The sequence below is a fragment of the Ginsengibacter hankyongi genome (assembly GCF_008710285.1).
In the GTDB taxonomy this organism is placed as follows: Bacteria; Bacteroidota; Bacteroidia; order Chitinophagales; family Chitinophagaceae; genus Ginsengibacter; species Ginsengibacter hankyongi.
Genome location: NZ_VYQF01000001.1, coordinates 326285 through 344385 on the forward strand (window position 1 = coordinate 326285; position 18101 = coordinate 344385).

7 protein-coding genes are annotated in these 18101 nt (G+C 37.3%); 3 read left to right on the forward strand and 4 right to left on the reverse strand.

Features of this window, described 5'->3' with window-relative positions:
• Nucleotides 1-90 precede the first annotated feature (90 nt).
• Nucleotides 91-3414 carry a TonB-dependent receptor gene (locus FW778_RS01460; RefSeq protein WP_150412795.1) on the reverse strand — a complete coding sequence of 1108 codons (3324 nt, stop codon included), beginning with the start codon at nucleotides 3412-3414 and terminating at the stop codon, nucleotides 91-93.
• Between the two features lie 231 nt (nucleotides 3415-3645).
• On the opposite strand from FW778_RS01460, the gene FW778_RS01465 reads away from it, so the two are divergent.
• A complete protein-coding gene (locus FW778_RS01465) occupies nucleotides 3646-4857 on the forward strand; it encodes a bifunctional 3,4-dihydroxy-2-butanone-4-phosphate synthase/GTP cyclohydrolase II (RefSeq protein ID WP_150412796.1) in 1212 nt (403 codons plus the stop codon).
• A gap of 5 nt (nucleotides 4858-4862) precedes the next feature.
• Here the strand turns inward: FW778_RS01465 and FW778_RS01470 are convergent, their stop codons facing one another.
• Nucleotides 4863-9611: a translocation/assembly module TamB domain-containing protein gene (locus FW778_RS01470; RefSeq protein WP_150412797.1), complete on the reverse strand. Its 4749-nt coding sequence runs from the start codon at nucleotides 9609-9611 to the stop codon at nucleotides 4863-4865.
• 147 nt (nucleotides 9612-9758) lie between these two features.
• The gene (ggt, locus tag FW778_RS01475; RefSeq protein WP_150412798.1) at nucleotides 9759-11468 is read right to left on the reverse strand and encodes a gamma-glutamyltransferase; all 1710 of its coding nucleotides are present in this window, start codon (nucleotides 11466-11468) and stop codon (nucleotides 9759-9761) included.
• A gap of 146 nt (nucleotides 11469-11614) precedes the next feature.
• Here ggt and FW778_RS01480 point away from each other — a divergent pair, with 146 nt between their 5' ends.
• Both FW778_RS01480 and FW778_RS01485 read left to right on the forward strand, forming a co-directional pair.
• Nucleotides 11615-14092, forward strand: a complete 2478-nt coding sequence (locus tag FW778_RS01480; protein WP_150412799.1) for a PIG-L family deacetylase — start codon at nucleotides 11615-11617, stop codon at nucleotides 14090-14092.
• A gap of 181 nt (nucleotides 14093-14273) precedes the next feature.
• Nucleotides 14274-15902 (forward strand): sodium:solute symporter, encoded by a 1629-nt coding sequence (locus tag FW778_RS01485; RefSeq protein WP_150412800.1) that lies wholly within the window; start codon nucleotides 14274-14276, stop codon nucleotides 15900-15902.
• A 6-nt stretch (nucleotides 15903-15908) separates the two neighbouring features.
• Here FW778_RS01485 and FW778_RS01490 read toward each other — a convergent pair whose 3' ends face one another.
• Nucleotides 15909-18071, reverse strand: coding sequence for a hypothetical protein (locus FW778_RS01490; protein ID WP_150412801.1), 2163 nt, complete (start codon nucleotides 18069-18071; stop codon nucleotides 15909-15911).
• Between the last annotated feature and the right edge of the window lie 30 nt (nucleotides 18072-18101).

Here is an 18101-nt window from a genome sequence, read left to right on the forward strand (position 1 = left end):
GAATTTAATTATCCGAATTTTAAATTCGTTTTCGATAATAAAAATGCCCCGGAAATTCCAGGGCATTTTAAGTTTTAAAAAATCAAATTATTAAAAAATATACCTTAAGCCAATTTGCATTCCCCATGTGCTAAATGTAGAAATATCATTTTGATAGGGAGAAGTAACCAAAGCCTTATTAAATTCTGCAAGGTTGTAAACCGGTGTTCCATTTGCATCGATAGATTTCAAAGAAAGTGGGTTATTGATAGTATAACGATCTTTTATACCCCAATTTTTGCTAAGTAAATTTGGAACGTTGAGCACATCTACGCTAAACTCAAGCGTGTGTTTGGTGCTGCCCGCCATAATAAAGAAATCTTGTAAAAATCTTGCATCGATACGGTCATACCATGGAGTTAATGCGGAATTCCTTTCAGCATATTGTCCTTTATGTTTCCGCAGGTAGGGCGAATTGCTTACAAACTGATCGTATGCGGCCTGTTGTTGTGCGATAGTATATTTTACAGTAGTAACTCCACCTGAAGTGGTTGTAAAGTTAGAGAAAGGAACATCAGAACCTTTTGCATAAATATACATAAGGTCAGATGCATTGTTTCCATCCTTGTTAATATCGCCTCCAACTATATAGCTAAAACGTCCCTGGGCCTCGCCCTCATAAAACAACGATAAAGTGCTTGCAAAATGTTTTGCATATTCTTTCCTGTAAGAAATAGTACCCACTATCCTGTGAGGAATTGAATAGGCTGAATTATACAGTTCTTCTTCATTGGGAGTTCCCCTGTTTATAATGGACTGCCATGCAGAAGTTGCTTGTGAACCGGGGTTGGGGCTTACTTCAGTTGCCAGTGTATAAGTATAAGCTACTGAACCATAAAATCCATTAGAAAACGCTTTAGACAACTGGGCGGTACTTGAAAAAGAATATCCTTTTTTAGTATTCTCAAGAACAATTACTGACCCAACACTTGGGTTTACAAATTTGGAGGCACCCGTTTGTGATGTTGGATAATACGGCCTGTTATCTACTCCCGATAAAGTACCCGTTGGAGCAATAAGATTTGCATTACGCATTTTTACCGCATTCAAGTCTTTTGTATATAGGATGTCCACGTTAGCAGTAAAGCCATTTCCCAATTGTTTATCAATTCCTAAATTGGTTCTGAAAACCTGTGGAAATTTAAAGTTACGGTCAATCAATACAAAGCTTCCCGGCGCTTTAGCTGTAACAGTAGAAGGAAATTTTGAGAGATAAGCATCAGGGTTTGGATTAAATGTGATACCGGCTAAATCTGCAGCCTGGTTAAGTACTACGCCATTCTGATAAACACCGCTATTGCTTGGCATATTGGTTAAAAATACAAATGGTATTTTACCCGTAAACACACCTGTTCCACCTCTTAAAACTAATCCCTTTTCGTTTGGAACTTTCCACCTGAAACCTACACGTGGCGATAAAAGAATATTAGCTTTTGGCCATTTACCGGTGCTGTAACTTTTAAGGTTTCCGTTTTCGTCAGGAAATTGCAAGGCTGCAATTGCAGGGTTAGAAATCGGCTGTTTAAGATAAGTAGGAACATCGCCTCTTAACCCGTACGTAAGTTTGAAGTTGCTATTAATGTTGAACTCGTCCTGGATGTAAGCACCTAATTGACCTATTTGCAAATTCGCTGAAAATACTTTCGGTTGGCCCGGCACTAAAGAATAATTATAAGAAAAGAATGCCGGTGGCGCATCTGTAACAAAATCATTCAGGCTGTTATAAATATAATAGCTTTCTGAACCCGGCATAAACGCATTGCCTACTTTTTGATATTCATAAGTTGCTCCTGCTGTTAATGTATGTCTTCCGGCGAAATAAGTAAAATTGTCTGTGATGTCGGCAATGTTATTAACCACTTCATTGTTCCTGGTGAAAGGATCAGTACCTGCACTCATATAATTACGACCCTTAGTTACTCCCGGTACAGTTCCGTCAGCATCAAAAATTTCTATTGTAGGGAAAATGCCGGCAGGGCTGTTTCTTTTGTCATCAATATGGGTATAGGCAAACAATAATTGGTTGGAAACCCTGCTATTAAAATTGCTGTTTAATTCAAGTGTTCCTGATTGAACAACATGATCCGTGGCATAATCAGAATTAGCAAACCCGATTGATTGATCACTGTTTCTATTATTAGGCAATCTGAATTGTGCGCTTGAAGTTCCCCTGATTGTGAACCCGCCAGCGCCACTGTTGGGCACGCTGCTGCCGTTTAATGGCGATTGATCCGAACCTTTAAAATCACTATATTTTAAAACCAGTTTTTGCTTATCGCTAATGTTCCAGTCAATCTTGCCCAATAATTTACGGTTTTTGGTAACATAGTTTGGCCGGTTATCATATGTTCCGGCAGCGTAAGCATATTTAGATTTTAATACAGAAGCAAATTTATCCAGCGAATCTTTTGGTGCCGCAGACGGAAGTCCCGAAGCTGAAGATCCGGCCGGCACGTAGTCGTTTCCGTTAGGTACAGATTTGTTTTCCCATTCGGCATTTACAAAGAAAAATAATTTGTTCTTGATGATTGGCCCCCCAAGGCTGGCGCCATATACTTTATTCTTTTGTGGTGTTTGAGTAAGGTCTACATTTCCAACATGCTTACCGTTAAAACTCTGATCCCGGTAAAAACCATAAGCCGTTCCGTGAAAGGTATTAGTACCACTCTTTGTTATTACATTTAATCCTGCACCTGTGAAGCCTGATTGCCTCACATCATAAGGGGCAATGTTTACAGAAATTTCATCATAAGCATCTATTGATATCGGACTGGCGCCTCCTCCTGGTTGTGGGTCTGTAGATAAACCGAAGTTATTGTTCAAATTAGCTCCGTCAATTTGCAGGTTATTAAATCTTCCGTCTCTGCCTGCAAAACTATTGCCACTACTTGCTTGTGGAGTAAGCCTCGTAAAGTCCGTTATGCTTCTTGATATAGAAGGTAAAGTAGTAATTTGCCTGGCATTAAACACAGTGCTGGCACCGGTTTTGGCGTTAGCCGAACTTCTTCCACCGGCGATAGTTACCTCTTGTAATACGGTGGTACTGGTAGCGAGCGTAATATCAGTTGAAAAAGGTTCACCAAGGTTTAAGGTAACATTATCTATAGTTTGAGTTTTATATCCAACATAGCCTACTGTTATAGTGTAAGGTCCGCCAACTCTTGTGTTGGGAATTGTGAAGTTCCCGTCTTTTTTTGTGATGGTCTGATATTTTGTGCCGGAAGGCTGATGCACCGCTTTAACCGTGGCGCCATCTAATGGGCTTCCTGTATCAGATTTTACAAATCCTGTTATGCTACTGGTAGTAACCTGGGCATTAACAGAAAATGAAATAAAAGCAAGAATTATAAATAGTAATAGTTTTCTAAGATTCATGATTATAGTTTTAGTTTTAAGCCGCAAAGGAAATAAATAAAATGTTATTTGTGATCATCATTTGTTAACATTTATTAACATTTGCAAGGCAAGCTTTGCACTGCAAAAGCTGCTTTTAGTATATTAATAAATCATTAAGACATTCTCAACATTTTACGAATTAAGCAATTTTCGCGAGCTCCCTTAATTGTGGATTTACATTCATTTATCTTTGCAAAATAATTATGCAATATGTTAGATACAATTGAAGCGGCTATTGAAGATATAAAAAACGGGAAACTCGTAATTGTTGTAGACGATGAGGATCGTGAAAATGAAGGAGACTTTATTACCTCTGCAAAAAATGTAACTCCTGAAATTATAAATTTTATGAGCAAGCATGGCCGTGGCCTTATCTGTGCGCCTCTTTCGGAAAAAAGATGCGATGAACTAGGACTTGACCTTATGGTGAATGAAAATACCGCTTTGCATGGAACACCCTTTACGGTAAGTGTCGATCTTCTCGGCAATGGATGTGCTACCGGAATTTCTGCCCATGACCGTGCCAAAACCATCCAGGCATTAATTAACCCCGAAACAAAACCAACAGAACTGGGAAGGCCGGGGCACATATTTCCGCTGAGAGCAAAAAACGGCGGAGTTTTAAGAAGAACCGGCCACACCGAAGCAACAATAGATCTTGCAAAACTTGCCGGCCATGGAGATGCTGGTGTTTTAGTCGAAATAATGAATGAAGATGGCACAATGGCCCGGCTCCCTCAGCTTAAACTCATTGCTAAAAAGCATGATTTAAAGATTGTTTCAATTAAAGATCTAATTGCTTACCGCCTTAAAAAGGAAACGCTTATTAAAGAAGATGTACGGGTAAAAATGCCCACAAAATATGGCACTTTTGAACTGATAGCATATAAGCAACTTAACACAGGAGAGGAACACATGGCACTCAAAAAAGGCGATTGGGAAAAAGATGAAGCGGTATTAGTTAGGGTTCACTCCAGTTGTATGACCGGCGACATTTTAGGCTCCCTGCGTTGCGATTGCGGAGACCAGCTACATGCGGCAATGAAAATGGTAGAGGAAGCGGGAAAAGGTGTGGTGCTCTATATGAACCAGGAAGGAAGAGGAATTGGCCTACTAAATAAACTAAAAGCGTATAAACTGCAGGAAGAAGGTTTTGATACCGTTGAAGCAAACATAAAATTGGGCTTCGGAATGGATGAAAGAGATTACGGCGTGGGAGCACAAATATTGAGGGAACTTGGCATTTCTAAAATAAAACTCATTTCCAATAACCCGAGAAAGAGAGCAGGTCTATTCGGCTACGGGCTTGAAATTGTGGAATCTGTTCCCATTGAGATTACGCCCAACCAGCATAATAAAAAATATCTTACAACAAAAAGAGATAAGCTGGGGCACAATATTTTACAAACCGGTAAAATATAATTGCATCAATTAGCTGAAGTTGTGTCAATAACCCGCTTGTTGATCCTTCTTTTTTGATTGGTAAAAAACTCGGTGAATGTATCAAATTCTTTCCTGTAGGAAAGCTGAACACCCGTTCGGTTGCGGCGGGTAATACCTGATATATCCCCAAGGTCTGCGTCGCTGTGGTTAAATCCAATTACCCGCAGCCTACCATCCGGGGAAATTAAATATTCAAACGATACATCCGGAGTAAACAAAAAATTAGCGTTGGAATTAGAAGCGCCTTGCGCAAGCCGGTAATCCACATTGCCGCCAAAATTAACCAGCAACCTGTTTTGAAGAAATGCAGTTTTCACACCAAAATTTCCAACATTTTGTATTTCTTTTTGCGTACCGCCTTTTTGAAAATTAAAATCTGATGTATTTATATTGGTATAAAGATTAACCGAATTTGTATTCAGCAATTTTTGCAGCCAGGTATTGAGTGAACTGGAAAGAGTAGATGACAATATCTGGCCAACACTTCGTGTTACAAAATTTCCTGTATTGTTACCCGTGAGCAATCCCTGCTGGCTGCTCATAAATGTATTAAAAAGTAGCAGGGATGTTACCTGCCTGTTCAATTCATTTTGATCGGATTGGAAAGTTTTTAAATATTCAATCGCGATTGGATCAGACTTTAAGGCATTGTCAAAAGGAAATTGAAATTCAAATGTGGGCGTAGGCTCTCTTAATGTTCCTCTTAATTTAAAAATTATATCAACATCTCCCTTTACTGAACTTCGCCCGGCGCTGGTAGGTATGTTGCTTAAATCTACGTTAGAAGCCCTGTAAATGGCGTCGATATTAAGGTTGGCAAGATAAGGATCCCCTTGCCATTCAATATATCCTTTTTGTAAATTGAATGGCGTCTTTAAAAAAGTTTGAAAATTAAAAGTGTATTGCCCCTCTTCTATATCATACCTTCCTCTTATGGTTAAAGGATCTCTTGTTCCTGCCGTAATATTTAATTTCCCATTTCCCTGTGCTTTTATAACATCCCCGGTAGTTTCATCCAGTATTACATCAATTTTTGCGTACGGGTTTGCCGTTATCGCCATATCAACTTTTATATTTGAGCTTTTACGCGATACAAGATCAGCTTTCATTTCACGCCCAAATTTTGTAAACTCGATATAATCTAATGGCCCAGTCTCAGCGGTTTCCCCGGTAGGTAAATAAATATGGCTGCTATCTGTTGGCTGCCCTCTTATACTCATTTTCATATCAGTCACAAAACCATTAAGAGATAACTCAGCTTCGCCTACCAAGCTTCCATAAAATTCCTTGTTGTCTTTTGAAGTTGTATTTAATAAAACAAATTTTGCCGGCCCGTTTCCCCTTGGATCAGTTTTTAAATGCAAATCATTAAAGAAAAAATTATCAAAAAAGCTATGATATAATTTTCCACTTACTGTAGCAGTATTATTAAGCGTATCTTTTATTTTAATCGTTCCAAAATCAATTTCGTCTGGGTTAAAAGTTATAAGCGTATTATTTTCCAAAATATAACGGCATTGCGTGTAGTCTACCGTTAGTGATGTGCTGTCAAGCCGCACTTTGCCCGTAAGCTTTGTATCTGCAGTGGTACCGGAAATATGCAAGTCGCCGGTAGCTCTTCCTGAAATGTTACTGAAAATATCACCCAGGTATTTATCCAAAATATTAATGCCGGAATTATTAAGTGTAATAGTTCCATTTAGTTGATTACTGCTTGAATCGTTAGGCGTATAAGCGAAGTCGCCCAAAAAATTATATAAACTATTGTCTGAGACAACATGAGCTTTTACCTGGCCCGAAGCTGAGATGTATTCTCCACTGGTTGATAAGATTCCAATTGAATCACCTTCAAAGTGAAACTGTTCTGTTTTTGTGTCGAAGTTTACAGCAAGTTTTCCAAACGGATCTGCAATGCGAATGCTGCCGCTCATAAATCCGTTTATCTTAGGTGTCTTAAAAAATAACGGGGCAAAATCAGCAATGTCCAGCTTTTTTATTCCTATCAAAACGTCGTTGCCTGAATCTAAGGCTGACGGTTCGGTATAAACGCTTATTTCCTGGCCATCGTGATCAAACTTAACATTACTGGCAAGCAGTGTATTTTTATTGAGTTCAAGAATACCACCTTCATTAATTGTCCATTGCTTTTCGTTTATTGTAAAGGTTGATGAGTTAAACATCAGCCTGAAGCCATTTGAATTTGTAACAACCTTGGCAGAGAGGTTCGCAGCATTTAATGTTTTGTTGGTAGACGTATTTATTACTACATCCGAAATATCGTTATGAGCAATAACCTGCAATTTTGTTCCGGGTGCATGTAAGCTGTCGTTTATAATTACATCATCAATGTCGCCGTTAAAAGCAAGGGTGTCTTTCGTTCCGCGGCCAGCGAAATGAATATTATTAAAACTTACATTACTGAAATTAAATTGCGGCACGTCTGCCTGGACGTTTAAAATATTTTCGGCTACATTAATATTTCCTATAACAATCGAATTATCCAGTCCGCTTAATTTTTTATTTATAAGGGCAATGTAATCACTCACATTTCTTGTTTTAACCAAAAAGGTAAAATCCTGGTTTTCTATTTTTCGTCTAGGCTTATTGATATAAGCAGGATAATACCGGTTGAGAAATAACTGGAATGCATCAGGTAATTCAAGAATCTTAAAATTGCCGTTTAGCGTAATTTCCAATTCATTTGTTTGCAGGGCTAAATATTTCTTTCCATATTGAACAGAGGAATTAATTGTGAGTGAATCAAAGGAGAGGTGCTGGTCATTATCCAGCAAAATAGCATTATAAATTTTTGCTGATCCCAAAAAATTATCAATATTATTTCCTGTAAAGTGAAGATTAAAATTACCGGTTAAAGAAATACTATCATTGGTAAATCCCAGGTTTTGAAGGTTTAGCCGTCCAACACTCGCATTCAGGTTAAATTCAGGATCTGTTCTGCTAAAGTTAATTGAACCGGAAAGTGTGTCAATTTTAATGTTAGGATCATCAATACTAGCATTACCCGAAAACAATTTTTTACGGAAATTCCCATGCGCAATTATATTCGTGTAGGCATATCCGTTAAAAATTACGCGGCTTATATTTCCGTCAATACCAATATCTACATCTTTCGCATTAAACCCTTTACCATTTATTTTTCCATTAAATGCTATGGTACCAATCTGGCTGTTCATAATAAATTTCCCCAGTTGAAAATTATCAGTTGAAATGGTACCGTTATAAACAGGGTTGCCATCACGCGGAACTTTCATCTGCACATCTGTTTGCAAAGTTCCAATGTCGGTCTGCAACGTTCCATAGGTTACAAAGTCGCGGATGAAACCGGTGTAGCTTCCGGTAAATTTAATATTGCCAAAGGCGCTTAAATTGGGATTGGTAATATCTTTAAGCGCGGGAATAAGGCGGGCCAGCTCATTATAATTTGTTCTCATATCCCTTGAGCGAAAGTCGATGAATGTCTGGTCTATATCTGGCAGTCCGCGTAAATTTATGTCACCATCCAGGTAATTATCATCACCTGCTTTTATAATCATTTTTTTGGCTGACAGATTATCTATTGTTCCTCTGGCAGTTCCACTCAATACAAAATTTTCCTTCCATGTGGCAGCATCGGGCGCAAAAAAAGCAAGGTCATCACTATTTAATTCACTTTTTTCAAACCTGCCTTCAACGGTTACTTTGTGCACAAAATCCTGCATGTCATCATTGAAATTTTTATACCGCATGGAATAATAATTTGTAAGATGACTTTTACTCGTAACCAGATCGAATTTATTAAACTCCATGATAGTTGGCGTAAACTTAAACTCAGCGGCAATATTCTTAATTGTAAAACCGCTTCTGTCTTTACACGAGAGTTGAATGTTAGCTTTTAAAGTATCTTGTAAAAAACTGAAATTTTTAAAGCTTCCATTAATGTTTGAAATAATGATATGCTGGTCGTCAAACTGGTTAGTATAAACCGGCCGCACTGTTTGCTGTTCTATAGCTAATCCTCCATCATTAATCTGCAAATTTTTTACTGCTATCTTCCATCCATCAGTATTCCATTGCAAGGTGTCTCTATTATCCACTTCGGCTAACGGGGCAGCAGCGGCAACGGTGGTATCTTCCGGCTCGTTGCCATCATAATCATATTGTGAAAACAGCGGATGGCCGATGGTAACAGATTTAATATTAATAATATGATTATTTAAATCAAAGGTATCTGCGTTACAACTAAAATTGTCTAATGATACAAGCAGGTTGGTTCCTTTCCATTCATCCTTTTGCCACACTTTAATCCTGTTCAATTGAATTTCTTTTAAATTCAATTGAACAGCGCCCGAGGAAGTATCTTTTGCTTTTTTCGGCCCTGAAAAATAATCCACTAAGAACTGGTAATTCCAGGTAGCATCTTTCCTGTTTAAATTTATCACTGCATCATCAAGACCAATGTATTCAAGCGTGATATTATTTTTAAAAAAGAACCAATCAGTAAGGCTCACTTTTACAGCACCTGCGTACAACAATGTGTCGTGTTTTTGATCAAGCACTAAAGTTTGTTCTAACAGCATTTTATCAAAAAGCTCAAAATCCACATGCTTAATAGAAACGGTAGTATGGAGGTCTTTAGAAAGACGATGAGTAACCCTGCGAACGATATAATTCTGAAAAAAACTTGTATGCAGTAAAATCCAAAGCACAAATATCAGTGCAAAGAATGCCAGCAAAATTCTTAAAGATATTTTATAAACTTTTTTCAGGAGAAAAAATTGATTGGCAAAAATAATCAAACGACTGCGTTAGCCAAATGAAGATGCGTTAATATATAACAAAACATTTCCTTTTTATAAGTTTCTGGAAAGCCTCATCAATAATTAATAACCTGCAGCGCTGTCGTCGCCTCGCCCGTCACCAACAGCAATTAATGAGCCGCCAGGCTTTACCATAATTACTTCTGTTCTTCCGATACCCGATTTTATTACTATTTTATATCCTATTTTTCTTAACTCATCCGCCACATTTTTGTCAAAAGTATTTTCAATATAGAGTTCATCCGGCAACCATTGATGATGAAACTTCGGCCAATTAACTGCGTCTTCAGGACTCATATTAAAATCGATGATGTCAATCAATGTTTGATATACACTCGTTGGAATCGTTGTGCCGCCCGGCGTTCCCACAATAATCCATGGTTTATTATTTTTTAAGACTATCGTTGGCGTCATACTGCTCAACATTCTTTTATGGGGAGCAATCGCATTGGCCTCAGCGCCCACAGCGCCAAACATATTGGGGACTCCTGGTTTTACACTAAAATCATCCATTTCATTATTTAGTAAAAAGCCGGCGCCTGCTACCACAACCTTACTTCCGAACCAACCATTTAAGGTCGTTGTTTCAGAAACAGCGTTGCCTTCTTTATCAATTACGTCGAAGTGCGTGGTTTCATCGCTTTCTACATTTATTACACCTTCCTTTGTATCCTTACTGTTGCCTGCTTTCCCCGGCGTATAATCACGTAATCTCTTTTTTAAATATGCATCGCTTACCAAAGTTTTTACCGGCACTTTTACAAAATCAGGATCGCCTAAGAACTTTGCCCTGTCTGCAAAAGCACGGCGTTCTATTTCTGTCATCAATTGCACTGATTGGGGAGTTTCAAATTTCATTTTGCCAATATTTTCAAAAACGCTCATCTTCATCATTTGTTCTAAAATAATTCCACCGCTGCTGGATAAAGGCATTGTTACAACTGTATTTCCTTTATAATTAAAAGATAAAGGTTCACGTATGATAGGTTTATAATTTTTCAGATCATCTTCGGTAATAATTCCATTCCCTCGGTTCATTTCTTCCGCAATAAGCTTTGCAGTTTCACCTTCATAAAATCCTTTAGCGCCGTTATCTCTTATTCTTTTTAAAGTATTGGCAAGATCTTTTTGAACAAGCGTGTCACCTGCTTTCCATACTTCATCCTTTACAAAAATTGGAAGTGTTGTATTTAATTTTATAAATTCATTTTTCGACCCATTAAAACTTTTTGCTTCTGCATCTGATATCACAAACCCTTTTTCCGCAAGATCAATGGCAGGTTGTATTAATTTCTTAAAAGGAAGTCTTGCATATCTCATAGCTGCGAATATGCCGGCAACGGAACCCGGCACTCCCACTGCAAGATATCCGTCCTGCGATAAATGCATTTGTGCATTACCGTTAGAATCAAGATACATGTCCCGCGATGCTGCGCCCGGAGCCACTTCCCGAAAATCAATGGCAACATTTTTACCATTCTTTAAATGTACAATCATAAAACCTCCACCTCCAATATTGCCTGCACCGGGAAACACCACAGCCAAAGCAAGTTGGGTTGCAATTGCTGCATCAACGGCATTACCTCCTTCCTTTAAAATATTTACTCCCACCTGGCTTGCCAACGCGTTCGCGGAAACTACAGCGCCATTTCTACAAATAATTTGTTTTACAGGATGGTAATTGTAAGGATTTAAATTTGATTGCTGGGCATACGTGAATTGAACGGAACATATAAAAATAACCAGCAAAAAAAGAAGAGGGGGTTCTTTCATTATAAAATTTCATCGAATTTAAGTCATTAGAATAAAAATAAACTTTACCGGATAATGGTGTTTACAATATCCTGTTATTGTTTTTTATTTAAGCGGAGGCACTTAAAAACTACATTCCCTTATTTTCGTAGAATAATTTTTAAAATATGCGCAAAATCGTTTTTTTATTTTTCACTCTTCACCTTTCATTTTTTGCTTTTGCTCAATCGCCTGAAACTTATACCTCTTCAGAAGTTTTTCAACAAATAAAAAAATTAAATGTTCTTGCATCTGTCTTGTATGTTGGTGCGCATCCTGATGATGAGAACAATGCATTGCTTCCTTATTTTGCCAAAGAAAAATTGTGGCGTACAGCTTATTTAAGTTTAACGAGAGGCGATGGCGGACAAAATTTAATTGGTGATGAACAAGGCATAGAACTCGGCTTAATACGCACCCAGGAATTATTAGCTGCAAGACGTGTTGATGGAGCAGAGCAATATTTTACCAGGGCGTATGAATTTGGTTTTAGTAAAAGCGCCGCTGAAGCATTGCGCATCTGGGATAAAGAAAAAATATTAAGTGATGTTGTTTGGGTAATAAGAAAGTATCAGCCCGATGTTATTATAAAAAGATTCCCTCCTGATAAACGTGCGGGGCATGGCCACCATGCAGCATCCTCTATTTTAGCACAGGAAGCATTCACTGCTGCTGCTGATCCGACTAAATTTCCTGAACAATTTAAATATGGTGTAAAACCCTGGCAGGCAAAAAGAATTTTATGGAACACTTATAATTTTGGCGGAAACAATACAACCAGCGAGGACCAGTTAAAAATTGACATAGGCGGTTATAATCCCCTGATAGGAAAAAGTTACGGCGAGCTGGGTGGCGAAGCAAGAACAATGCATAAAAGCCAGGGAGAAGGAAGGCCCAGAAGAAGAGGTGAATCGTATGAGTATTTTGCAACAACAGGCGGAGAAGCGCCAAAGAATGATTTGATGGATGGAATTGTTACTGACTGGAAAAGAATACCCGGGGGCGAACCGATAGAAAGTATGATTAATGCTATCATTAGTAATTATAATATTGCTCAGCCCGATTTATCAGTGCCATCTTTAGTAAAATTATACCAGGCAATTAAAGCATTGCCGGAAGATAACTGGCGAAATAAAAAATTGGATGAAGTAGAAGAAATCATTATTGAATGCAGTGCGCTATATGTTGAAGCAACATCATCACAATCGCAGGTAGTGCAAGGCGGAAACCTGAGCATCTCTTTTAATTTAATTAAAAGAGAAAATGTAAATGTGTCTTTTAAAAATATAAGTGTTGAAAATTTTGATTCATCATTTTCAACAGCTTTGCCTACCAATCAAAATGTTAACATCAATAAAACTTTAGCTGTCGCTGATGATAAAAAAATATCACAACCTTACTGGCTCGTGTACCCGCTAAAAGGCGGGACATTTGATGTAAGAGATCAGACGTTGATTGGTAAAGCAGAAAATGCCCCTTCGTTTGAGGCATCATTTTTAGTAAATATTGATGGTGAGGATTTTACTATTAAAAAACCTGTTCAGTATAGATATATTGATCCTGTAAAGGGCGACACTTATGAGCCAATACCGGTATTGCCAAAAATTGAGTTGAGTTATACGAAGGATAATTTCATTTCGTTGAATGGCGCTCCTGTAAAAGCCATTATTCATTTAAAGTCAAACTTAGATAATTCAGAAAGTTATAAAGTTCTGCAGGATTATTCGAAAAACTGGGCCACCGATATTCCATCTATTACTTATGATACAAAAGGTAGCAAGGAAGTTTACAAAACAGCAACTTTCACATCAAAATCTAATGAAACAAATAACTCAGAAGAAATATATTTAAAGACCAGTGATGGCAACTATAACGGTTACACGAAAACAATTTCATACAATCATATCCCCACCATCACTTATTTCCCCGAAGCAAAAGCAGATATTGTAAAGCTTGACATAAAGATCGTCGGTAAAAAGATAGGTTACATTATTGGCGCGGGCGATAAAGTACCTGATGCATTAAAAGATATGGGCTATGATGTAACAACTCTATCAGAGAAAGATATTACCGATGAAAATTTGAAGCGATACGACGCCATCATGACTGGAATAAGAGCGTATAATTTATATGAATACTTAAGTGATAAAAATGATGTATTGATGCGTTACGTAAAAAACGGCGGCAACATGATCGTTCAATATATGAAGAGCAACCAGGTAGGTGATAAAAATATAACGGTCGGCCCCTACCCTTTTAAGATCAGTTCCGGTTCACGTGTTACAGAAGAAGATGCCAAAGTAAATTTTTTATTGCCGGCTAATCCTGCATTAAATTATCCGAATAAAATAACGGAAAAAGATTTTGAAGGCTGGGTGCAGGAAAGGAGTACTTACCAGGCCGTTCAGTTAGATTCGCATTATGAAACACCGCTCGGCATGCATGACGCGGATGAAGAAGAAAGCAATGGAAGCCTTGCCATTGCAAAATATGGGAAAGGCAACTTCGTGTATGCGAGCCTTGTTTTCTTTCGCCAACTACCTGATGGCGTTCCGGGCGCTTACCGCCTGATGGCTAATTTAATTGCGTTACCAAAAAATAAGTAAGAGAATTTAATGAAATAAAATTGCTGATATGTTGTCTTCTGAAAAAAAGTATTGGAATAAGTGGTACTTACTGGTGCTGGCATTCCTTTTATTTCAGATTATACTATATTATTTTCTTTCAGTTTATTTTAATGGCGGATAGATTTATTCCACAATTAAATTATCACAACAGGTAAGGCTTATGAGTATTATTGATTGGATAGTTCTGATTACTTCACTTACGACCATTATTTTTTATGGAGTTTATAAAAGCCGTACAACTAAAAATCTAGATGGGTATTTTTTAAGCAACCGCGATATGCCATGGTATCTTGTGTTGTTGAGCATTATGGGAACCCAGGCGAGCGCTATCACTTTTTTAAGCGCACCTGGCCAGGCTTATACAGATGGCATGCGTTTCGTTCAATACTATTTCGGACTGCCATTAGCCATGATCGTTATATGCGTTGTTTTTGTACCTGTTTTTAATAAACTGAAAGTTTATACCGCGTATGAATTTCTAGAAAACCGCTTCGATCTTAAAACAAGAACGCTCACTTCATTTCTGTTCCAAATATCCCGTGGCTTATCAACCGGCATCAGTATTTATGCCCCTTCATTAATATTAAGTTCATTGCTTGGCTGGAACATCTATGTCACCAATATTATTATGGGTGGCTTACTAATTATATATACAGTAAGTGGCGGCGCCCGGGCGGTCGCTCATACTCAAAAATTACAATTGATTATAGTATTTGCAGGCATGTTTATAGCCGGTTATATTGTTGTTCATCTTATGCCTGAAAATACCGGCTTTATTGATGCATTGCACATCGGAGGTAAAAATGGAAAAATGAATATCATTACTTCAGGAAGAACCGCGAATGGTTTTGACTGGAAGGATAAATACAATATCTGGAGTGGAATAATAGGGGGCTTCTTTTTAGCGCTTTCTTATTTCGGTACTGATCAAAGCCAGGTTGGCCGTTACCTAACAGCAAAGAATAACCGGCAAAGTAAAATGGGATTATTAATGAATGGCATTGTGAAAGTTCCGATGCAGTTTTTAATTCTATTACTGGGCGTATTGGTTTTTTCGTTTTACCAGTTTCATAAAGAACCCATTTATTTTAACGAAACGCAGGTGGAACTTGCAAAAAAAACTCCGTATAAAGATTCACTTATAGCGCTTGAATCCAATTATGCAAAAGTTGCGCCCGCTGCTAACGCTGAAAAAGCCGCAATTAAGGCCAAGTACAAAAATATTTTGTCAAGTGCTTTGCCTGGCCAGGAAATCAGTGATACCAATTATATCTTTTTAAGATTTGTGCTGGATTACTTACCAAAAGGCCTTATCGGCCTATTGATAGCAATAATCTTTTTATCCGCATGGGGAAGCATCGCTGCTGCATTGAATGCATTAGCGTCGTGTACGGTTGTTGATATTCACAAAAGATTTTTTAAGAAAGAGCTTACGCCGAAAATGGATTATGACCTGGCAAAAGTTTATACATTGGCGTGGGGCCTCTTCAGCATTGCAGTTGCTGAATTTGCAAGCAATTTAGGCAATAGCCTTATTGAAACTGTAAATATCCTTGGCTCATTATTTTATGGAGTAATACTAGGCATTTTTTTAGTAGCATTTTGGATTAAGGGTATAAAAGCTAATGCAACCTTCTATTCATCGGTTATCTCAGAAATATTTATTATAATTATTTATAAAGCAGATGTGATTTCTTTTTTATGGCTGAATGTTATAGGAGCGCTGCTGGTAATAATTTTCGGGTATGCCATACAGTTATTTATTAGAAAAAAACAATCACAGCAATAAGGATTTCTACGGCAAGCCCACCGTCTTCTTCATCCCGGTAAAAATGGTTTTCCAGATAAGATTGAAAAAAGATTTCTGCACATCACGATCAAAGTGAGGAGTTTCCTTACGCAGATTTCCATTCTCAGGGTTATTATTTTTCACAATTATATTTGCTACCAGGCTGGTGAGGCCTTTCTTTTTAATTTCTTTGGAATCTTTATCACGCTTTAATACATCAACTTTTAGCTTGTTATATTTCATAACAAAGTCTCCTTTCGCAATTGTGTCATTGCCGGTAAAATTGAAATCTATCGCATTTATTTGGCCTGTATTCAAACGCATTAAAGCCATTGGCACAGACACTTTATTTAACGATAGTGCGTCAAAAGCAGATACATGACCTGTTGCGATAAAACTCCCAGTATTGCTATTTAAAAAAAATTTGAACGTTCCTTCAGCCGGAATTTCATTTAGTATTCTGGTTTTATATGAAATGGTTGTAACTCCATTTCTTTCTATTGCATCTTTCACGTTAGTAATATTCGAAATATTAATTGAAGTACCATTAAACGTAACTACACCAGAGCTGTCACTTATTTTTTCATGCTCTGTATATTGTATAAATGCATTTGATAAAGTTGCGTGAGAAATATTAACAGGCATATTCGCCTTGCCAAGCATTTGGGATGGATAATTACCCACTTTATTTTTGCCACTTAACGGCTTTCTGATATCGCGGTAAATTTTTGCAGAAATATTATTGACAACCAAATCAGATGCAAATATTTTTTTATCCAGCAGATTTTTCATGTCTATATTCTTCAAAGAAATATCTTTTAAATCCACTTCATAACGGTCTTTTTGAAAATGAGCTTTATTAGCAAATGCCTTTTCACTCAATAAAGGTTTTATACCAACTGAGGCAATCTTTAATTGTTTATGCAAAGAATTAATAGATGCATTTCGGAAAGTATAATTGTAAAAGCCGTCTTTGGAATTCATTGTTATATTATCGGTGGTTATTTCAACTTCCTTGCTATAATCCAGCGGATTATTTTGAACATCTATAACCTCATCGGCTTTTACTTCGTTTATTGTCACAGCTATATTGCCGATGCTTATACCACTTTTTTTGCGGGGTATAAATGAAATTTTGGGAAAGCCCAGGTGTGTCATTTCAATACTGTAAACATGCCTAAAGCCGGTGGTATCTTTCTTCTGCTGATTATTATCACGTGGCATTTTTAATTTTTTTAAGGGTGGCTGGTATACAGAAATATCTTTACATTGAATAGTATCGACGATTATATTTTTATTTTTTACAAACTCATTAGCATCAATACCTTTAAGAACAAGATTACTTGCACGCAATAATTTACTGCTGTCACCATTGGAACTTTCAAATCGGTTTACGTCTATGTTACCAAAAGAAAGTAAATTATCTGCGCCCGAATAGTTCAAATTTTTTACCCGGATCTCAGGTCTTGAATTATCATATTCTACAAAAGAAGCAACCTGCAATCCGATTTGTTTACAAAATAATGTACGTGTTGTATCAAGGTTATGGGCGCTGTCAACCAGTACATCAGTTAATTGAATATTACCATTGGTGAGATCAAATACTTTTCCCTTTTCAAAATAATTGATTCCTTGTATATGCACATTATTGATGAAAACGCGGCTTACCTGTATGCGTTTCAGGTTGCCAAGAATTTCATTATAAATTGAAGTAGCTTCTTCATTAATGTTTGTTTTCTTTTGCAAAGGTTTTATAAAATAAACGACTACATCGGGGTGATCAATTATCACGGAGTCGCCTTCCATCTGCTTTCCCAGCAAAGCTTTATCTGTTTTAACTCCGTTTACTTTTAAGGTTGAAATGGTAATATCCAATAAAATATAAGGAAGATCATCCAGCTTTGTTCTTTTAATAATAGTTGTATCCGGCCCTATATGAATGTTTTTAAGATATGCCTCTCCCGTTATCTCATCAAAATAAAGTGAATCATATTTTATTTTATAAAGGCTGTCTGTTTGTTCTGAAACGGTGCTTTTAAGTTTATCTCTTGCAAACCGATACTTATTATTTTGCCAAACAAAATAAAGAGAAACAGCAACAAGAATAACTCCTAAGATTATAAATAATAATTTCCGGGATATAGATTTAATGATATTTCGTAGGTGCATACTAAGGTTTGATGAAAGGTAGTGTTCTAT